The sequence below is a fragment of the Larkinella terrae genome, from assembly GCF_009668025.1.
Taxonomy (GTDB): Bacteria; Bacteroidota; Bacteroidia; order Cytophagales; family Spirosomataceae; genus Larkinella; species Larkinella terrae.
The window spans coordinates 1816364-1837223 of record NZ_WJXZ01000014.1 but is presented as its reverse complement, the minus strand read 5'-3'; the positions used below and the strand labels follow the sequence as shown (position 1 = coordinate 1837223).

The 20860-nt window shown below is 49.7% G+C and carries 17 protein-coding genes; 14 read left to right on the top strand and 3 right to left on the bottom strand.

The window, feature by feature from the left end; translation table 11 throughout:
* Positions 1-495 precede the first annotated feature (495 nt).
* Positions 496-2556 (top strand): tetratricopeptide repeat protein, encoded by a 2061-nt coding sequence (locus GJJ30_RS29235; protein WP_170299298.1) that lies wholly within the window; start codon positions 496-498, stop codon positions 2554-2556.
* 137 nt (positions 2557-2693) lie between these two features.
* Positions 2694-3128, top strand: coding sequence for a DoxX family protein (locus tag GJJ30_RS29230; RefSeq protein WP_154178687.1), 435 nt, complete (start codon positions 2694-2696; stop codon positions 3126-3128).
* A 6-nt stretch (positions 3129-3134) separates the two neighbouring features.
* Here the strand turns inward: GJJ30_RS29230 and GJJ30_RS29225 are convergent, their stop codons facing one another.
* Entirely contained in the window at positions 3135-4064 is a 930-nt protein-coding gene (locus tag GJJ30_RS29225; protein WP_154178686.1) for an AraC family transcriptional regulator, read from the bottom strand.
* Between the two features lie 227 nt (positions 4065-4291).
* On the opposite strand from GJJ30_RS29225, the gene GJJ30_RS29220 reads away from it, so the two are divergent.
* The 7 genes from GJJ30_RS29220 (at position 4292) to GJJ30_RS29190 (ending at position 10263) form a co-directional block, all read left to right on the top strand.
* Positions 4292-5830, top strand: coding sequence for an aldehyde dehydrogenase family protein (locus GJJ30_RS29220; RefSeq protein WP_154178685.1), 1539 nt, complete (start codon positions 4292-4294; stop codon positions 5828-5830).
* 89 nt (positions 5831-5919) lie between these two features.
* Positions 5920-6303: a DUF779 domain-containing protein gene (locus GJJ30_RS29215; protein WP_154178684.1), complete on the top strand. Its 384-nt coding sequence runs from the start codon at positions 5920-5922 to the stop codon at positions 6301-6303.
* A 367-nt stretch (positions 6304-6670) separates the two neighbouring features.
* On the top strand, positions 6671-7549 hold the full coding sequence (locus GJJ30_RS29210; protein ID WP_154178683.1) for a cell division protein FtsX: 879 nt from the start codon (positions 6671-6673) through the stop codon (positions 7547-7549).
* A 78-nt stretch (positions 7550-7627) separates the two neighbouring features.
* The gene (locus GJJ30_RS29205; protein WP_154178682.1) at positions 7628-7831 is read left to right on the top strand and encodes a DUF3098 domain-containing protein; all 204 of its coding nucleotides are present in this window, start codon (positions 7628-7630) and stop codon (positions 7829-7831) included.
* Positions 7828-8607: an undecaprenyl-diphosphate phosphatase gene (locus tag GJJ30_RS29200; protein ID WP_154178681.1), complete on the top strand. Its 780-nt coding sequence runs from the start codon at positions 7828-7830 to the stop codon at positions 8605-8607. The genes GJJ30_RS29205 and GJJ30_RS29200 overlap by 4 nt, the downstream gene beginning before the upstream one ends.
* 4 nt (positions 8608-8611) lie before the next feature.
* Entirely contained in the window at positions 8612-9322 is a 711-nt protein-coding gene (gene truB / locus GJJ30_RS29195) for a tRNA pseudouridine(55) synthase TruB (protein WP_154178680.1), read from the top strand.
* A complete protein-coding gene (locus tag GJJ30_RS29190; RefSeq protein WP_154178679.1) occupies positions 9319-10263 on the top strand; it encodes a bifunctional riboflavin kinase/FAD synthetase in 945 nt (314 codons plus the stop codon). The genes truB and GJJ30_RS29190 overlap by 4 nt, the downstream gene beginning before the upstream one ends.
* Before the next feature lie 96 nt (positions 10264-10359).
* On the opposite strand, the gene pheA is transcribed toward GJJ30_RS29190, so the two are convergent.
* Together pheA and GJJ30_RS29180 are read right to left on the bottom strand one after the other, a co-directional pair.
* Complete coding sequence (gene pheA, locus GJJ30_RS29185) at positions 10360-11436, bottom strand: prephenate dehydratase (protein ID WP_154178678.1); 1077 nt, start codon at positions 11434-11436, stop codon at positions 10360-10362.
* A 92-nt stretch (positions 11437-11528) separates the two neighbouring features.
* Complete coding sequence (locus GJJ30_RS29180) at positions 11529-13421, bottom strand: DNA topoisomerase IV subunit B (protein ID WP_154178677.1); 1893 nt, start codon at positions 13419-13421, stop codon at positions 11529-11531.
* 320 nt (positions 13422-13741) lie between these two features.
* Here GJJ30_RS29180 and GJJ30_RS29175 point away from each other — a divergent pair, with 320 nt between their 5' ends.
* The 5 genes from GJJ30_RS29175 to GJJ30_RS29155 all read left to right on the top strand — a co-directional run bounded on the left by GJJ30_RS29175 (position 13742) and on the right by GJJ30_RS29155 (position 20822).
* Positions 13742-16321: a polysaccharide biosynthesis/export family protein gene (locus GJJ30_RS29175; protein ID WP_229313490.1), complete on the top strand. Its 2580-nt coding sequence runs from the start codon at positions 13742-13744 to the stop codon at positions 16319-16321.
* Between the two features lie 18 nt (positions 16322-16339).
* On the top strand, positions 16340-17437 hold the full coding sequence (locus GJJ30_RS29170) for a hypothetical protein (protein ID WP_154178675.1): 1098 nt from the start codon (positions 16340-16342) through the stop codon (positions 17435-17437).
* A gap of 105 nt (positions 17438-17542) precedes the next feature.
* Positions 17543-18382: an ABC transporter permease gene (locus GJJ30_RS29165; protein WP_310588415.1), complete on the top strand. Its 840-nt coding sequence runs from the start codon at positions 17543-17545 to the stop codon at positions 18380-18382.
* Positions 18383-18481: 99 nt separating this feature from the next.
* Positions 18482-19753 carry an ABC transporter ATP-binding protein gene (locus GJJ30_RS29160; protein WP_154178674.1) on the top strand — a complete coding sequence of 424 codons (1272 nt, stop codon included), beginning with the start codon at positions 18482-18484 and terminating at the stop codon, positions 19751-19753.
* Positions 19746-20822, top strand: a complete 1077-nt coding sequence (locus GJJ30_RS29155) for a DegT/DnrJ/EryC1/StrS family aminotransferase (RefSeq protein ID WP_154178673.1) — start codon at positions 19746-19748, stop codon at positions 20820-20822. The genes GJJ30_RS29160 and GJJ30_RS29155 overlap by 8 nt, the downstream gene beginning before the upstream one ends.
* Positions 20823-20860 lie beyond the last annotated feature (38 nt).

Genomic DNA, 20860 nt, shown 5'->3' with positions numbered 1-20860 from the left:
CCGGGCTTCGAGACGCCGATTAAAGCCCGGCACCGGCCGCCCGGCCTTTAGGGGGTTGGGGGCAGACCGAAAAAAGAGGAAATCTAAATCTTAGACAGTCTCTGAGTAGTTTCCGGTTTAGTTGTTTCGAAATGTACGCTAAGCCGGAAACCTTTCCCCCGCTATTGGCATCCTTTTTACGGCTTTTTCCTGCTCCGTTTCGTGCGACGGACTAGTCGCGCTTGCTCCAACATACACCGGATTGTTGCTCAGCAAAAACTAAATAGAACGATATTTTTCCCGAAATATTAGACCAAACACTCAATAAATCGGACCTCAAACTCACTTTCTTTGGCTCGTCCGCTCAAAAACCGTATCTTCACCCGACCCGTCTTAACTATTGTCACCTGGAAGTAAATGATGCCGAGATTGCTGGGGAAAGCTATAATGCTGTTGGGGTACATCGTGTGTCTACCGATAGCCGGGCATTCATTGGGGGGAGTTCCTGCGAATCAAGTGGATAACGACTCCATTCCGCGTTTAAATAATACAGCGCTTAAACTGGCCCGGAATAAGAATTATTCGGGCGCACTTCAGCTCCTGCAACGGGCCGCAGCCGGCCGACCTTCCGATACATTGCTTTATAATCAGGCCATCGTTCTGGGTCGACTGAAACGATTCGAAGAAGCCAGTAGCCTCCTGCAAAAGATTCCATCGTTCGCACATGCACAGGCCAATCAAGGAGTTTTCTTCTGCCTGAGTGGCGATGTCAATGTGGGTTTGGCCTTATTGGAAAACACCGCTGGCGGTAAGGGAGCCGACAAAATTGCTTTCAATCGGGCGGTTGCGCATCTCCACGCCGGGCAATTTGACGAAGCCCTGCGGGCAGCTTCCGAAGCCGCGCGAATGCGCCCCGCTGAACCCATGTATCGACTGACAAAAGGGGATGCTTTGCTGGGTTTGGGAAAATACCGGGAGGCCCTTCATCTTTACGAAGCCCTCGAAAAAGTGCCCGAACTGGCTAATTTGTTGCCCGTCCGGATCGGAAATGCCCTGCTTGGTCTGAAAAAATACGAAGAAGCTGGCGAGCAATTCAATACATACCTGCTCTCCGGCGACCGCACCTTTCAAGCCCCGGCCCGTTTCGGACTCGCAAATGCCTTGTATGGCCAGAAGGAGTTTACGAAAGCTGTCGCCGAGTTTCGCCGGGCCGTACAGTTCCGTCCCCAGTGGGTTCAGGCCCGAACCGGTTTAGGGAATGCCTTGTGCAGCATCCGGGATTACCGCTCGGCGCGCATTGAATTTGAAACGGCATTAGCGCTGGAACCGGAAAACCAGCATATCCATCTCGGTTTGGGCGTCGTCAGTCACCGTCAGGGTTTGCATGAACAGGCGCTGGAGCATTTTACGAAAGCGCCGGACTTGTTCGAAGAAAAAGAAAAAGACCTTGCGGATTGTTTTCTGAGTCGTGGCCTTACCTTTCTGGAACTGAATCAATTGGATACGGCTTTGGTCAATCTGAGCATTGTCATGCGGCTCAACAAAGACCATCCGGCGGCTTATGCGGGCGCCAGCGAAGTGTATCGCAAGAAAGATAGTCACCGCTACACCCTGGCTTACCTGGAAAAAGCCATCCGGCTTTCTCCGCAAAACGATAAAATGCTGACCAACAAGGGGAATATGTATCTGAAATCCGGAAATATGGATGAAGCTTACGATAATTTTTCCTGGGCGCTTCACCACAATTCACAGAATATCAATGCCTTGAACGGTCTTTCTATTTCTTTACTCGAAAAAGACCGTATTGAACAAGCTGAGAGTGTGCTGGATAGCGTTATAAACCGGGGTCATCACAAGGCTTTTTTGTATAATAACCGGGGGATTGTGCGGTCGTATCTGGCCCTAAAACACGAAAAACAGCGGGATCTTCACAATGCGAAGCAATACTATTACCGTTCCATTCGCGACTATGAACGATCCCGGGATCTGGATTCGACGCACAAAACATTCTTCAACAATTTAGGGAATGTCTATAAAAACACGGAGGAATACGATAAAGCCATCAAAAGTTATTTAGGCCACCTCGACAAAAGCGCCATCAACAACCTTGGCGTACTCTATGCCCGCAATGGAAAAGGTGAATTTGGAAATCACTACCTGAACATTGCCCTGTCGATCGATTCGGCCAGTATGGTTTACCAATTTAATCGCTATAAGGTTTACAAAGAGTACTTTAAGGATTCGCTGGCCCACCGTCCTGACATTCTACAGGCGCAGAACCTGATGCCGACCAACTCCATTAGTTCAAAATATAGCAAGGACGGTTACATCAATATTTATTTGTACGATTACGATTTCGAACGCTACGAATTCCCGGGCGATCACTATTTCCCGATCCAGACCGACACCCCTACGCCACCGGATTACCGCCCGCTCGACGACCTTCTCACGATGGAAATTACCGTCAATCCATCCAAATCGGTAGTTCCCGAAATCATCCGGGTCACCAGCAAACGCATGCCCAAACCACGCCGGTCGCGGCTGGCGGGCAGCACAAAATGTCCAAAAATTATTTAGGCTAAATCACACATTCACTCAATCGCTAAATCACTAAACCGCACAACTCCTAAATCACTCAATAACTAAACAATTTCTTGCTTTTGTCTATTAAAAATAGCTAACTTATGACAGTTATATCCTAAACAAGCTAAGTCATGAACGTTCTACAACGTGTTGAGCATTGGGGGGATACACATCACCCTGCCTGGATTGACGCACTTCGCATTATGCTTGGAATCATTCTGTTCCTGAAAGGAGTTAGTTTTATTGGAGATACCACTTACCTTTCTTCGCTCGTGGGCGGCAGTAAATTCGGCCTGACCCCGGTTATGATCGTCCATTACGTGGCCTTTGCACACCTAGTTGGCGGTTTGCTGATTGCGGTAGGCTGCCTGACCCGAATCGCCGTGGCGGCTCAATTGCCCATTCTGATTGGGGCGGTTTTTTTCATCAACGTAAGCCGGGGATTTTCGGCACTGAATTCCGAACTCTGGCTGTCGGTTGTCGTTCTGTTTCTGATGTTGATGTTCCTGGTAGTTGGTTCCGGTAAATTTTCGGTGGATGACTGGATGAGTCGGCACGAACATTAAAACCGCCTAAGCCAACTGCTGTTTGTACTGACGGGGGCTGATGCGCTCAACGGTCCGAAAGGCGTTGCTGAAATGCGTCACGCTGTTAAATCCGGATTCGAAGCACGCGTCCGTGATCGACTTGGCCGGATTACTCAGAATCTGTTTGGCCAGCCGGATGCGTTCCTGAAGAATAAACTGGATGGGCGATATTCCCAGTTCGTTTTTGAATAAGCGAAAGAAATGGGACTTGGACAAACAGGCCTGATTCGACAGATCGTCGATTGCCAACGCCTTCGTCAGATTGTTGCGAATATACTCCACCACAAAAGCCAGCCGGTGATTGCTCATGTAATTCCGCGCCTGATCGATCAGCACGCGCCGGGCCTGCGTTTGCATCAGCCGCACGATCAGCTCCTCCAGGGAGTTATGGATAAAAAACGGTTTCAGCACATTATTTTCGCGGTACAGCCGAATGATTTTATCGATCAAGGCGCTGATTTCAAAGCTGTTCTGTAAGTGGTAATTATTGGTATTTACTTCCCAGAGTTCGTTCGGTTCCGTGCGTGGATATTCTTCGTTAAGATGATTGACCGTCTGCCGGATAAATTCATCCGAAATCGTCAGCGCAATACATCGTGTCGGTGACTGAATTGTTGCGTCCGGAAAATCGATTTTCATCGGCATGTTGGCCGGTAAAACCAGTGACTCGCCCGGCAGGTAATCGAACGGTTTCAGATCGTTGATATGCATGACTTTCTTGCCAGTCAACATGCTCGTCAAAACCGGTGAGCTAAACTCCAGTTCCACCAGTTGAGCCCGCTGGAATGTCTCATACAAATGCAGTTCGGCAACGTCGTGGCTGAGCGTTAATTTATTCTCGACAAGGGCATCCAGACGCCCTCCCCAGGCCGGCATTACTTCCGAATTTTGGGCTGATTTTTTGATCGATGTCATTGGCTGCTCGTTCTATTCCGTTCACAAATCTGTTTCGATCGGGCGAAATCCCGGAAAAATCTAAATCAATCACGAAGAAAGCATTTTTTCAATACCGTTTATCTGTCATCTGCACAAAGAGAGAATTCCGCAAGTTTTTGAGACGATTTCGAAAATAATCTTGCACGATTTCGACAAAATTTGTCACAATTCAAATCCAGATGATCAGTTAAACTCATTCTTAATCCATGGAAACCTTAGAAGCACCCGTGGCCACCCGCTCGGCTACCCAATTGGAACGACCGCAATTCAAGAATCAGTATGAAAATTTTATCGGAGGCAAATGGGTGCCACCCGTTGGTGGTGAATACTTTGAAAATAACTCACCGATCGACGATAGCCTGATCTCCAGAATGCCGCGCTCGAAAGCTGCGGATGTTGAACTGGCCCTCGATGCAGCTCATAAAGCCTTCCCAGCCTGGTCGCGGACCTCGGCAACGGAACGCAGCAACATGCTGATCAAGATTGCCGACATCATTGAGAAAAATCTCGAGTTTCTGGCCCGGGTCGAAACCGTGGAGAATGGCAAAGCCGTCCGCGAAACGATGGCCGCCGATTTGCCGTTGGTGGTCGATCACTTCCGGTATTTTGCGGGCGTCATTCGCGCCGAAGAAGGTTCCGTTTCGGAACTTGATGCGGATACGGTTTCAATGATTATCAAAGAACCAATTGGGGTGGTGGCCCAGATTATTCCCTGGAACTTCCCCTTGTTGATGGCGACCTGGAAACTGGCGCCTGCCCTGGCCGCAGGTTGTTGCGTGGTGTTGAAACCCGCCGAACAAACCCCAACCTCTATTCTGGTGCTGATGGAGCTGCTCGAAAATGTGATTCCTCCCGGAGTAGTCAACATCATCAACGGTTTTGGCCCCGAAGCCGGAAAACCGCTGGCGCAATCGAAGCGCGTTGCGAAAGTAGCATTCACGGGCGAAACCACCACTGGCCGACTCATCATGCAATATGCCTCGGAAAATCTGATTCCGGTGACGATGGAACTGGGCGGTAAATCCCCCAATATTTTCCTGCCATCGATCATGGACGCCGACGATGCCTTTTTTGATAAATGCATCGAGGGTGCGGTGATGTTCGCGCTCAACCAGGGCGAAATCTGTACCTGTCCCTCCCGCTTGCTGGTGCACGAAAGCATCTTTGACGGTTTTATGGAACGCGTTATCGAACGAACCAAAGCGATCAAGTTGGGCCATCCGCTCGATACCACGACCATGATGGGTGCTCAGGCTTCCAACGATCAGTACGAGAAAATTCTGTCGTACATCGACATTGGCAAACAGGAAGGAGCCGAAATTCTGACCGGCGGTGGCCCGGCGCGATTGAACAGCGGTCTGGAAAACGGTTATTACATTGAACCGACGATTTTCCGGGGCAACAACAAAATGCGGATTTTTCAGGAAGAAATCTTTGGCCCAGTGGTTTCGGCCACGACTTACAAAACCGTCGATGAAGCCATCGAAATGGCCAACGACACGCTGTACGGTTTGGGCGCGGGCGTCTGGACACGCGATGCCCACGAACTGTATCAGGTTCCGCGTGCCATCCAGGCGGGTCGGGTCTGGGTCAATTGTTACCACAACTATCCCGCGCATGCTTCGTTCGGCGGTTATAAGAAATCTGGTTTTGGCCGTGAAAACCACCTTTCAATGCTGAACCACTATCGCCAGTCGAAAAACCTGCTGATTTCCTACAGCAAGAATAAACTGGGATTCTTTTAAGCAATTGTGATTGAGCAAATGAGTGATTGAGTGATTTATGGCGTTCACTGGTAATCACTCATTCGCTCAATCACACAATCGCAATTGAAATGATTATCTCTCGCGTTGAGGTTACTGGTGCCGCCGTCATCATCATCGACAAACTCAAAAGAGAAAACGGCGAATTGATGTTCCACCAGAGCGGAGGCTGCTGCGATGGATCGTCGCCGATGTGTTTTGCCAAAGGCGACTTCATTGTTGGCTCCTCCGACGTCTGGTTGGGACAGATTCACGGCTGCGACTTTTTTATGTCCGAAGATCAGTTTGAGTACTGGAAGCACACGCAGTTGACCATTGATGTAACGCCCGGACGGGGTGCAAGTTTTTCCCTGGAAATTCCGCTGGGCGTGCGCTTTCTGATCCGCTCCCGCTTGTTTGAGCTGGAAGAACTCGATCACCTGACGCCCATTCACTTGGGGCCGATTGAGATCTAAACTTCAATAAGGTTGAGATTATTCTACAAAACCGCTTGGAATAATTGTCAACTTACAAACCGCTTCCGGTAGGATTGTTTGAAACTCCTGGTCAGATCCGTAAAAAGAAGCCCGGCCATTTTGAACAGACCTGCGGTTGCGGTTTTGTTTTTTATTGAACCGCTTCGTTCGTTCCGGTTCCTGCGTATCGATGGCTGAAATTATCAGACTCGATACCCCGTAAAAACCACTTATTTACGGCCAAACTCTTAATTTTTCCTAAATCTCCCGCACCGACCAAGTGGAAAGGGTTGGTGTTCGGGCAAAATCCGTATTTTTGTAACCGACGTTGCAATGGGAAGCTAACACGACCCAACCCAAGTTTTATATGGCTTCAAAAAAGAGAGTGGGTGCCTATCCGAGCGGGATGATTCTTTTCAGCCTGACTTCGGCTTTGTTTTTAATCGGATTTTGCGGAATGCTGGTGCTCCAATCTAAAAAGTTAGTGCGGTACATTCGCGAAAACAATGAAGTTCGGGTCTTTCTGGACAAGGATCTGGATTCGGGCAAACTCGGGAAACTGCAAGCAGAAATCACTAAAAAACCGTACGTGCTTTACAACGGCACCACTCCGCAGGTTACTTTTGTCAGCAAAGACGTGGCTGCCAAGGAGTTCATGGCTGACACCAAAGAGAATTTTTCCAATTTCCTGAACGAAAATCCGCTCCGCGACAGCTACCGCATCAAGTTACAGGAAGATTATTTTCAGGAAGCCCGTCTGCAGGAAGTTAAAGCCGATCTGGAAAGCGTCAACGGCGTTTTTGAAGTCATTTATCAGGAAAATATCGTCGACGAAATCAATAAAAACATCACCAAGATTTACATCATCATGTCGGTTTTTGCCGTCATCATGCTGGTGATTATCATCGTTTTAATGAACAATACCATCCGCCTGGCACTCTATTCGCAGCGGCTGCTCATCCGGAGTATGCAACTGGTCGGGGCAACAAACGGTTTTATTCAACTGCCTTTTCTGCGTCGCGGGATGATTCAGGGATTGCTGAGCGGTTTGATTGCCGCAACGCTCCTGATGATTTTGCTGCAGCTCGCCCTGCGCAATATCGACGGTCTGGCGGCCTTGCAGGAGCCCGAAAAAATTGTTTATTTATTGGGTGGGGTCGTCATTCTCGGTATAATTATTGGACTGATCAGTACGTTTCAGGCCGTACACCGGTATTTACGATTGTCACTGGATGACTTATATTAATCGGTTGAAAGGGCCAACGGCCACGCACTCGTTTCCTGTTTCAACCCTGTTTTAACCACTCAACCATTCACAAAGTAGATGAATAAATTACCCTTCGGACGCGCCAACTATACCCTGATGACCATTGGCGTAGTCGTCATTCTGCTTGGCTTCATTGTGATGAGCCTCGATACGGAAGAATTTGGCTTCGGTGCGCTGGGGCTTACCGTTGGCCCGCTCATTGTCATCGGCGGTTTTGTTCTTGAATTTTTTGCCATTTTGCGCCGACCAACGAATCAATGAGTTTTCTCCACGCGATCATCCTTGCCATTATTGAAGGATTGACTGAGTTTTTGCCGGTTTCGTCGACGGGTCACATGATTATCTATTCGTCACTGGTCGGAATTAGTAAATCGGAGTTTACTAAACTCTATACTGTAAATATTCAGTTTGGCTGTATTATTTCGGTTCTGGTGCTCTATCGGCGCCGGTTTCTCCAAACCACCGACTTCTATTTCAAGCTATTTGTCGCCTTCCTGCCAGCCGCCGTTATCGGTTTTTTGCTGAATGATTTCATCGATTCGCTGCTGGAAAACGTAACCGTTGTGGCCGTTACGTTGCTGCTGGGCGGTATTCTGCTGATTTACATCGATCGGACATTCAAGGAAATTCCCCGCGATTACGACGTCACCTTCCCTGAAGCGCTAAAAATTGGTTTTTTTCAGTGCATTGCCATGATTCCGGGCGTTTCCCGGTCAGCCGCAACCATCATTGGCGGTATGACTCAAGGACTTACACGCAAACAGGCCGCTGAATTTTCGTTTTTTCTCGCCGTTCCCACGATGGCGGCCGCTACGGGTTACAAACTGCTGAAAACGTACAAAACCATCCAATCCGACGACATCCAGATTCTGCTGCTGGGCAACCTCATCGCGTTCATCGTCGGCTTGCTGGCCATCCGGAGTTTCGTCGGATTTCTGACCAAATACGGTTTTAAACTGTTCGGCTATTACCGCATAGCCCTCGGATTGCTGCTGCTGGGTTTGATCGCGGCTGGCGTGAAACTGGACATCGTCTGAGACTATGATTACGGTGATCAAAGTCATGGAAGAGGGACAACTGATCCTCATTGATAAACCGCTTACCTGGACGTCGTTCGACGTTGTCAAAAAGCTCAAATTTGCCTGCAAGTTCAAGAAAATCGGTCATGCCGGAACGCTCGATCCGCTGGCGACGGGTTTGCTGATTCTCTGCACGGGTAAAATGACCAAGCAAATTGACAGTTACCAGGCTCAGGAAAAAGAATACACCGGCACACTGGTGCTCGGAAAAACCACGCCTTCGGTCGATCTGGAAACCGAATTCGATGCGGAATATGATATTTCCGCCATTACGCCCGACGCCATTCAGGCTGCGGTAGCCCAACTCACCGGCGTCATCGACCAGATTCCGCCCATTTACTCCGCCGTTCGGGTCAATGGTGAGCGGCTTTATGAAAAAGCGCGCCGGGGCGAAACCGCCGATAAAGTGGAGGGGGGAATTAAATCGCGTACCATTACGGTTTCTACCTTTGAGGTCCATTCAGAACGATTTCCTGAAATTGATTTCCGGATTGTTTGCTCAAAAGGAACATACATCCGTAGTTTAGTGCGCGATTTAGGGCTATTGTTGCAAAATGGGGCTTACCTAAAAACTCTTCGCCGAACCCGCATTGGCGATTTTCGAATCGAAGATGCCGAAACGATCGACGGGTTTATCAGCAAAAACCGCCCTGTTGAGCCATTACATTCATGAAGATTTACCACGGAACCGATACGTTTCAATCCATTCCCTACGCCGTTGTTACCAGCGGCACGTTCGACGGAGTTCACCTGGGTCACCAGAAAATTTTAACCCGGCTGACCGAAATCGCCCGCCGGGGTGACGCTTCAAATGCGGGCGGAGAAACCGTGGTGCTCACGTTCTGGCCACACCCACGTACGGTGGTTTCCAACGACAGTCAGGATCTGAAACTGCTCTCGACGCTGGAGGAAAAAACTGAGTTACTGGCCGCTGCGGGCGTCGACAACCTGGTGGTGATCCCATTCACCCGATCGTTTTCGGAACTGTCGTCGGCAGAATTTATTCAGCAAATTCTGGTCGATAAAATCGGCACCAAAAAACTTGTCATTGGCTACGATCATCATTTTGGCCGAAACCGGGAAGGCAGTTTCGACTATTTGCAGCAGCACGCGCACGAATACGGTTTTGAGATTGAAGAAATTCCGCGTCAGGATGTGGAAGACGTCGGAGTAAGTTCGTCCAAAATCCGGACGGCCTTGCTGGAGGGTGACTTAAAAACCGCTACCAAATTTCTGGGTCGCCCCTACAGCCTAAGTGGGACCATCGTGAAAGGTCAGCAACTGGGCCGAACCATCGGTTTTCCGACTGCCAACATTCAGGTCGATGATCCGGTTAAACTCGTTCCTTCCAACGGTATTTATGCCACGGAAGTCATTTACAAGGGGCAGAAACTGGGGGGCGCCATGAGCATCGGCACGCGGCCAACCGTGGGCGGTACACACCGGACCATCGAAGTTTATATTTTTGACTTCAACCAGGAAATCTACGGCGAACATCTGACGGTGCGGTTTATCGAATACCTCCGCCCGGAACTGAAGTTTGAAGGGCTGGCGACCCTGGTCGATCAGATGCAACTGGATGTCGAACGGTGCCGGGAAATCCTGAAGATGTGAAAAGAATGATGAATTATGGATGATGGACGATGAATTAAAATTGAATGGTCTTAATTCATCGCTCATCATCCATGATTCATCATTCTTTTCATAAAATCACCCCAGCGACCTTACGTAACTTCCCAGCCATTTGACGTCGGCAGCATGGTGTTGCAGGATTTCCTGAACGCCGGGATCGTTGGCGTGGCCTTCAAATTCGATAAGAAACCAGTATCGGAAAGTCGCCCCATCGCGGAGAGGTCGACTTTCGATTTTGGTCAAGTTGATGTTTCGGGCGTCGAACTCCTGCAGAAACTGCGCCAGTACGCCCGGTTTGTTCGTGTCTGGCAGCCGGGCAACAATAGTGGTTTTGTCCTGACCGCTTTTCTGATTTTCGAAATCTTTGGCCAGAACCAAAAACCGGGTCCGGTTCAGGTCGGTGTCTTCGATGTTATCGAATAAAACCGGGACGCCGAATAATTTAGAGGCAATATTGGAGCAAATGGCCGCCGACTTGGGTTGTTGTGCCGCCATTTTTGCCGCTTTCGAAGTGGATTCAACCGGCACCAGTTCCGCGGACAAACCGTCGAAATAATCCCGTAAAAACTTGCTGCACTGCCCAAAAGCAATGTCTTTGGAATAAATGTGCGTAATCTCGCTCAACACATCCGTTTGGGTGGCAAACGTGAAATGAACCGGAATCTGGGCTTCGGCCGCAATGAGCAGGTCTTTCTCGTAAAGCAGGTCAATTGTCTCATTGACAACGCCCTCCTGATTGTTTTCAATCGGCACGACGCCAAACCGCGACCGACCGGTTTCCACACTTTCGAAAACCGAGCGAATGTTGGGCAACGCAATGTAGTCGCTCATGGCCCCAAACCGGCTTTCGGCAGCCTGGTGGGTAAAACTACCTTCCGGCCCCAGATACGCCACGCGTTCCGGCATTTCCAGATTGCGGGAAACCGCAAAAATTTCCAGGTAAATCGCATCGATGGCGGCCGGTGTCATCAAACCGCTATTGAGTTCGTGCAACCGATCCAGAATCTGCTTTTCGCGCTCGGGCCGGTAAATGACCGATTTACTGGATTTCTTTAATTCGCCAACTTGCCGCACCACTTCCATGCGTTGGTTCAGCAAAGTCAGCATCTGATTGTCGATGGAATCGATTTGGGTACGGAGGGATTCGAGGGTCATACTTTAATGAATAATGAACAATGAGCAATGAATAATGAAGGACCGATGCTTTCACTATTCATTGTTCATTGTTCATTGTTAATTATTCATTCTTAATCCAGAACCAATGCGACTTCCTCCATGTCTTTTTCGATGCGGAGGTTGTCGATGATAAAACGCTGGCGGTCGGGCGTATTTTTTCCCATGTAATAACTGAGCAATTTCGGAACGGAGGTTTCTTTCTCCATGATGACCGGCTCCAGTCGCATGTTATCGCCAATGAACAAACCGAACTCATCCGGTGAAATCTCGCCCAATCCTTTAAAGCGCGTTATTTCTACTTTTTTACCGCTCTTGAGAAATTTATTCGTAGCCTGCTGTTTTTCCTCTTCCGAGTAACAATACGTCGTTTCCTTGTGGTTTTTCGGATTGCGGACACGGAACAGCGGGGTTTCGAGGATGTAAAGGTGCCCATTTCGGACCAAATCCGGAAAAAATTGCAGAAAAAAAGTCATCAGCAACAGCCGGATGTGCATGCCGTCGACATCGGCGTCGGTTGCTACCACGATGCGGTTATACCGAAGGCCCTCCAGACCGTCTTCAATATCGAGGGCATGTTGCAGCAAATTGAACTCTTCGTTTTCGTACACGACTTTCTTGGTCAGACCGAAACAGTTCAGCGGTTTTCCGCGCAGACTGAAAACCGCCTGGTTTTGCACATTCCGGGACTTGGTGATCGAACCGCTGGCCGAGTCGCCTTCCGTAATGAACAGGGTCGTGCTGTAGCGGTCGTCGGATTTGAGGTCGGGCAGGTGCGCCCGGCAATCGCGCAGCTTTTTATTATGAAGATTGGCTTTTTTTGCCCGTTCGTTCGCCAGCTTTTTAATCCCGGCCAGTTCCTTCCGTTCCCGTTCCGATTGTTCAATCCGCTTCTTGAGGGCTTCCCGGGTTTCGGTGTTCATGTGCAGGAAGTCGTCCAACTGGTTTTTGACAAAGTCAATCACAAACGAGCGAACCGTCGTGCTGTTGGAATCGGGAGCCATATTGATCGACCCCAGCTTGGTTTTGGTCTGGGATTCAAAAACCGGTTCCTGAACCCGGATGCTGATGGCGGCAATAATCGACGCCCGAATATCCGAAGCGTCGTACTCCTTCTTGAAATATTCGCGAATGGTTTTCACAAAGGCTTCGCGCAGAGCTGCCAGGTGAGTACCGCCCTGCGTGGTGTACTGACCATTGACAAAGGAATAATATTCTTCGCCGTACTGGTTGCCGTGGGTCAGCGCAATTTCAATATCCGGACCCTTAAGGTGAATAATGGGGTACCGCAGCGCTTCTTCGTCGGTTTTGTTCCGCAGCAGATCGAGCAGACCGTTTTGGGAGACAAACTTCTGGCCGTTGAAATTAATGGTTAGACCTGCATTGAGGTAGCAGTAATTCCAGATCATATTCTCCAGAAACTGCGGAATGAAGTGGAAATTCTTGAAAACCGTATTATCCGGTTCGAAAACCACGAGGGTCCCGTTGCGCTGATTGGTGGTATCTTCACCCTGACGGATCAGAATTCCCCGCTCAAATTCGGCCCAGACGGTTTTTCCTTCCCGGAAAGACTGAACCCGAAACAGCGTGGACAAGGCGTTGACGGCTTTCGTACCGACACCATTCAGACCGACGGATTTCTGAAACGCACCCGAATCATACTTACCGCCAGTGTTGATTTTGGAAACTACATCGACCACTTTTCCGAGGGGAATGCCCCGGCCGTAGTCGCGCACTTCCACGCGGTGGTCGGACACTTTAATATCGATGAGCTTCCCGTTGCCCATCACGTGTTCATCAATACAGTTGTCTACTACTTCCTTGATCAATACATAGATGCCATCATCAGCCGCCGATCCATCGCCCAGTTTTCCGATATACATTCCGGGGCGCAGGCGGATGTGCTCCCGCCAGTCGAGCGAACGGATGCTGTCCTCCGTGTATTGAACGTCATTACTATCTGCCATATAATTTATTAACTGGTTTTCGGTCGGAAAAACATCGGAAGAAGCGGTTTTTTAAGCATAAATCTGCCTTTGGCCGGTCGTCGAATGTTCGCAAAATATGAAATTTTACTCTTTAAAAAGAAAATGTTTAGAATGTAGCAAAAGTTCGTTTACTTTGTAGCGCAAAGTGCGTCAAATTACGGCAATACACGATTTACTACGAAAGGTAATCAAAAACAAATGAGATCGAATGCCGGAGTACGGCCGTATACTTTCTTAAAAATATGCAAAAAACTCCACATTTACACTCTTTTTCCTCAAATTTTTTCGCCTACTCTTCGATGCGGTTTTTTCGTAAAAGTATTCTCGGTGTATTGCTGGTTTCTACCGGCATAAATGCCGCTGCTCAGGTCATTCAGGCACCTTCGGCGCCTACCTCGGCCCCCGCAACCCTTCCTGCCGGAGTGCCCCGACCTACCCAGAGCCAGGCACCGGCCGGTCAGGTACCGGGTCAAACCAATGCGCCCCGCACCCAACAGCCGGGCACGACCACCACACCACAACAACAGGGAACACGCTCCCAGAACGGACAAACCGGTCAGGGAACCGGAAACACGACCCAGCAGGGCGGCCGGACCCAAGCCGGTCAGACCGGGCAGGGAACCGGAACCACGAATCAACAGGGCCAGACCACCGGAGCCGACGGCAAAAGTGCCAATGCTGCCGATCAGCCTCTGGAAGAACTGGACAGCGGTCAGGAAAAAACCGAACAGGAACTTCTGCGGGAGCGTGAACTGGCGGCCCAGCGCCGGAAATTGTTCGGCTACCAATTGTTTAACGATCCGGCCAACGGCGGAGCTTTTCAACCCAATGTCAATATTGCGACGCCGAAAGGCTACGTGGTTGGGCCGAACGATGAGCTGAATATCAACATCTACGGTTTTTCAGAAGCCACTTACCCGACCACGGTTAACCCCGACGGTTTTATTTACATCCCCCGCGTGGGGCCGATCCACGTATCTGGCTTGACGATCGAACAGGCTAAAACCCGGATTCAGGACCGACTGGCTAAAATTTACGTCGGATTAAAGAGTGGACCATACGGTGCCGCCAATACGTACATGGTAATTACGCTGGGCGACATTCGGAGCATTCGGGTAACGGTTACCGGCGAGGCTATCCGCCCCGGAACCTTCACCGTTTCGTCGCTTTCAACGGCCATGAACGTCATTTATCAGGCGGGTGGTCCGAGCGAGATCGGTTCGTTCCGGAATGTACAGGTCATCCGCAGTAACCGGGTGGTCGCATCCATTGACTTATACGACTTCCTGACGACCGGGATTCAACGGAATGACATTCGCCTGCAGGATAACGACAACATCCGTTTTACTACCTTCAAGTCGCACGTCGAAATTAACGGAGCAACCCGGCGGAATAACATCTTCGAAATGTTGCCAGGTGAGCCGATGAGCCGACTGCTGGAACTGGCGGGCGGTTTTACGAGCAATGCCTACAAAGCCCGGATCAAAGTGACCCGGTTTACAAATCGGGAATTGAAAGTAATCGACGTGCTTCAGGCCGATTTCCCGACCTTTGCCACCGAGGACGGTGATCAGGTTGTGGTGGAATCCGTACTGGCCCGTTACGAAAACCAGGTTGGTATTCAGGGGGCGGTTTTCCGGCCGGGTGTTTATTCGCTCGATCAGAATAAAACCCTGAAGCAACTGATTACCAGCGCCGAAGGTATCAAAGGCGAAGCTTTCACGGGCCGGATTCAGATCGTCCGCACCCGCGAGGACATGGCAATCGAAAATATCTCCTTAAATTTGGCCGACATTCTCAACGGAAAGGCACCGGATATCGAGTTGAAACGCGAAGACCAGGTGATTATTCCTTCCCGGTTCGACATGGCCGAATTTGCCGAAATCAGCATTGTTGGTGAAGTGATCACGCCCATTCCGGCAACGCCGTACGTGTCCAATATGACGCTCGAAGACCTGATTTTGCGGGCGGGTGGTCTGAAAGAATCGGCCGCAGCCGCGCAAATCGAGGTGGTACGTCGGAAAAAAGACGTGGATGTTACCTCCAAATCGGCACAGGTTTCGGAGATCTACCGATTCAACGTCGACCGTGATCTGAGCATCAAAGCAACCGATAGCAAGTTTGCGTTGTTTCCCTACGATCAGGTTATTGTACGCCGGTCACCCAATTATCAGGAGCAGACCTTCGTTAATGTAGACGGCGAGGTATTGATTCCGGGCGAATACCCCATCATCACCAAAGATCAGCGCATTTCAGACCTGGTCAAAATGGCGGGCGGTTTATCTCCCTACGCCTATGTGGAGGGAGCAACCCTGGTGAGAACAATCCAGATCAGCGAAGCTGAAATGAAAATGCGTCAGCAAACCATTACCGAGCTGGCCGACGATAGCCCGAAAGCCGTTGTAAAACAGGACGCTACGTCGCAGGATACGCAGCAGCTCATCGGAATCAGCCTGCGGAAAATCATTAACAATCCGGGCTCGTCAGAAGATATGATTTTGCAGGAAGGTGACATTTTGCGGATTCCGAAGCAACTCGAAACGGTGCGTGTGAGTGGCGAAGTTCTGCTGCCGACAACGGCGAAATTCCGGAAAGGGCAGTCTTTCCAGGATTATATTTCACAGGCCGGAGGTTTCACCAGCCGTTCGGCCCGGAAAAGAGCTTACGTGGTTTACGCCAACGGTTCGGCTGACCGGACCCGCCGGTTTGCGTTCTTCAACATTTACCCGCGCGTAGAACCGGGTTCCGAGGTTATTGTGCCTCAACAAACCCGTGGAGAGCTTACTCCGCTGCAAGTCATTCAGAGTACCACCGGTATCGCTGGCTCAATTATTGGTTTAGTAACCACTCTGGTAGCTCTACGGGCCTTAGCCAGATAATCACGGTAATTTGTTAGTATGGAAACTATCGATTCAAGAAACACAGACAAAAATCAGCTTCCACCCGATCAGATATCGCCGAAGGAAGTGGTTAACCGGGCCATTCTGTTCAAAAACCAGTTAATCCGGAGTTGGAAACTGATTGCGGCTTTCATGGTGATTGGTGCAGTTGTCGGCTTTTTCATCGATTTAAATCTGGATAAGCGCCCCACCTATACGGCCTGGATCACGTTCAACCTCGGCGGTAGTTCGGGCCAGAGCGGCATGGGCGAGCTGGGCAACATTGCCAGCATGTTCGGGATGGGCGGTGGCGCCCCGGATGCCAACATTTTTACGGGCGAAAACTTCCTGTATTACGTGGTGTCCAAGCCCATCATCACCCGTTCTTTGCTGAGGGAAGTCGATACAACGGCCAACCACAAAGACCTGATGATCAACTACTACATTAACCACAGTGGTATTCAGGAAGATGAGTGGGAAAAAGACGACACACTCCGGAACTTCCGGTTTGTTCGGGGGAAAAAGATGAAAGATTTTACCCGACTGGAAATGAAAGCCCTGGACGGTGTTTTTACGCGGATCAAGAGCGAAACGACGATCGCCCAGCTCGACCGGAAATCATCGTTCCTGACCCTGAAAACCGGTTTACACTCGGAGCCGCTGGCGGCTGCCTGGGTGAATATCCTGCTCGAAACCGTACAGGAAGATTACACGGAAAAGCAAACCCAGAAAACCAGCGAGATGTATACGCTGATGAAAGCCCGTCGGGATTCACTGGGACGCCTGCTGGGACAAAACGACGCCAATCTGGCCCGCTACATTGACCAGAACCAGCAAATTGTGGTGGCAGAAGGGCAATTGCAGCAGTCAAAATTAACGCGAAATTCCACGTTCCTCCAGCAGTTGTACTACTCGGCGGTTCAGAGCGTCGATAACCTGCGGCTGAGCCTGATCAAAGAAGCTCCGCTGTTTACGATTGTAGAACCGGTATCGCTTCCCCTGTACAAGGAATCGCACGAGCCGTACGCCATGCAGGCCGGAATTGTTCTCGGACTGATGCTCGGGCTGGTGTTCGTCTTCCTGAAACAGACGTACCAAAGCATCATGCAGAGCTAGATTAATGAACAATTAGCAATGAATAATGAACAATAGACAAGCTTACGCTTCCCGTTCATTATTCATTGTTAATTATTAATTAAACGTAAATACTAGAGAAAGTTTGTGAAAACACACGAGGTGGTTATTGAACCAGGCCGGTCTGAAAAGAATTACTGGCGTGATCTGTGGAGAAATCGGGAGTTGCTGTATATTTTATCGATGCGCGACATCTCAGTACGCTACAAACAGACCGTACTGGGTACGTCGTGGAGCCTGATCCGTCCGCTGATTACGATGCTGATTATGTTCTTTGTATTCAGCAAGGTAGCCAAACTTAAGGGTGATCCCGGCATTCCGTATCCGCTGATGATTCTGGCGGGTTTGACCATCTGGACCTTTTTTGCGAACGCTTTCACCCAGATCAGCACCAGCATTACGGCCAACTCCAACCTGGTCACGAAGGTCTATTTCCCACGGCTTATTATGCCGCTCAGTTCCTCCATCGTCAGTTTTATTGACTTTCTGGTGGCCCTGGGACTGTTTTTTGTTTTAACCATCTGGTACCAGTTCTGGCCCGATTGGCACATTCTGTTTCTGCCGTTCTTTATAATACTGGCACTGCTGGCTTCCTTTGCATTTGGTCTTATCTTTGCAGTGTTGAACGTCCGGTTTCGGGACATTGGTCAACTCATTCCGTTTATCGTTCAGATCGGTTTTTACGCCTGCCCGATTGCCTACAGCAGTCGGCTGGTTGAAGAAAACGCAGGCGAATGGTGGCACCCCATTTACTACATCAACCCGATGGTGGGAATAATTGATGGCTTTAAGTGGTCATTACTGGGCGAAAACGCTTTTTTTAATCCCAAAAGCGTGATCAATTCCGTCGTGATCATTGGCTTGTTTCTTTTTATCTCACTCGCTTTTTTCCGGAAACGGGAAAACTCTTTTGTAGATGATATATAAAATAAGTTGTTGGGTAGCGGTTAGTTACGGGCAGAAAATATTACTTTACTTTACAGTACACTGAAAGCAACCAACTTACAACTGGCAACTCAGTAAACTATGGCGGTCATCACAGCAGAAGATATTAGCAAACGATACATCATCGACCATAAAAAAGGCAAGGGTAAAAGCTCCATCAAGGATGCATTGTCCGAGCAGCTAAGAAAGGTTTTTAACGGCAAAAAGGGCTCCAACCCGGAGCACGAACATATCGAACATGAGGATTTCTGGGCGCTGAAGGATGTCAATTTTTCCGTTGAACAGGGTGACCGGATCGGTATTGTCGGGCACAATGGAGCCGGTAAATCAACCTTGCTGAAGGTTCTCAGCAAAATTACCGAGCCAACCACCGGACGGATTCATATCAAGGGTCGGATTGCCAGTTTGCTGGAAGTAGGAACCGGTTTTCACCCGGAACTGACCGGTCGCGAGAATATCTATCTGAATGGTGCCATTCTCGGAATGACGCGCGAAGAAGTCCGTCGGCAGTTCGATGCGATCGTCGACTTTGGCGGCATCGAAAAGTTTCTGGACACGCCCGTGAAGCGGTATTCTTCCGGAATGTACGTGCGGCTCGGTTTCGCCATTGCCGCCCACCTCGATCCCGAAATTCTGATTATCGATGAGGTTCTGGCCGTTGGTGACGCCGAATTCCAGAAAAAAAGCCTGGGCAAAATGCGGGATGTTTCGACCAGCGGTCGGACCATTTTGTTCGTTAGCCACAACATGACCGCCGTTCAGGCGCTCTGCAACCGGACGTTGTTCTTCGAACGCGGTCGGTTGATTGAACAGGGCGAAACCAATCAGGTGGTGGCTTCGTACCTGAGCAAGATTTCCAAAACCAAGCTCCTCCGCGAATGGAGTACGCCCGAGGAAGCGCCCGGGAATGATCTGGTTCGGGTCAAAAAGATCGAAATTATCCCCGAATACGTCGACAATCAGATTTTTATTGACGTTCGCACACCGTTCCGCATCCGGTTTGAGTACTGGAACATGATGGATCGGGCGAACCTGAATCTGAGTCTGCACCTGTATTCGATGACCGGCGAATGTATTTTCAACGTCGGCACGCTCTCCCAACCCTTTGCGAAAGGCTTGATTTCGGGTGAATGCCTGATTCCGGGCCACTTCCTGAACGATGGTACCTACAATGTTTCCATGATGATTGTAAAAGATACCGTGACTGTCCTGTACAATATGGAAGAAGGGGTTATCTTTGACGTTGCCGATTACCGCGATGGTGTGGCCTGGTATGGCAAATGGCCGGGTTTTGTTCGGCCGCAACTCACGTTCCATACCGAAATGATGGAAGAAAACATTCTGAATGATTAACATCACAAAATCGTACCTGCCTCCCCTCGAAGAATACGTCAAGTATCTGGAGGGAATCTGGGAACGCGTCTACCTGACCAACAACGGTCCGCTCGTTCGACAACTTGAAAAGGACCTGAAAAACTACCTGGGAATTGAAAATCTGCTGTATTGCAGCAATGGAACCATTGTTTTGCAGATGGCGATCAAGGCATTGGGGCTGACCAAAGAGATCATCACCACGCCCTTCTCCTACTGCGCCAGTTCCAACGTCATTCTCTGGGAAAGCTGTACCCCGGTTTTTGCCGATATTCTGCCCGATGATTTCACCATCGATCCGGCCAAAATCGAACGGCTGATCACGGAAGACACCGAAGCCATTCTGGCTACGCACGTATACGGCAACATGTGTCGGGTGGAAGAAATCGAAGCCATCGCCCAGAAACACAAGCTGAAAGTGATCTACGACGGTGCGCATACGTTCGGCACGGTTTACAACGGGCAGTCGGCGCTTTCGTACGGCGACATCAGCACCTGTAGTTTCCATGCGACTAAGGTTTTTCACACCGTCGAAGGTGGTCTGGTGACCTGTAAAGACCCGGTGGTAGCCGAAAAGCTGAGCCAGTACCGGAGCTTTGGCCACCGGTTCGATGAATATTTCGACTTTGGCATCAATGGTAAAAATTCGGAAATCCACGCAGCTATGGGGCTCTGCAACCTGCCCCGCGTTCCGGATCTGATCGCGGCCCGGAAATACCGGTTTGGCCTGTATGATACCCAACTCGATCTGTCGAAACTCGAACGCCCAAACCTGCGGCCGGGGGTGGATTATAACTACGCCTATTATCCGGTCGTTTTTGAAACGGAAGAAAAGCTGCTGGCTGTTAAAGCCGAACTGGAAACCCTGGATATTTTCCCCCGGCGGTATTTTTACCCGTCCCTGAACAAACTGCCCTTTCTGAAAAATTACCAGCCCTGCCCGGTTTCGGAAGACATTGCGCTCCGCGTGCTCTGCCTGCCGATGTATCCCGATCTGGAAATTGAAATCATTGACACTATCTGTAAGGTCGTCAATCAACACGTAAACTGAATGATGAATGATGGACGATGAATGATAAATTAAATAAC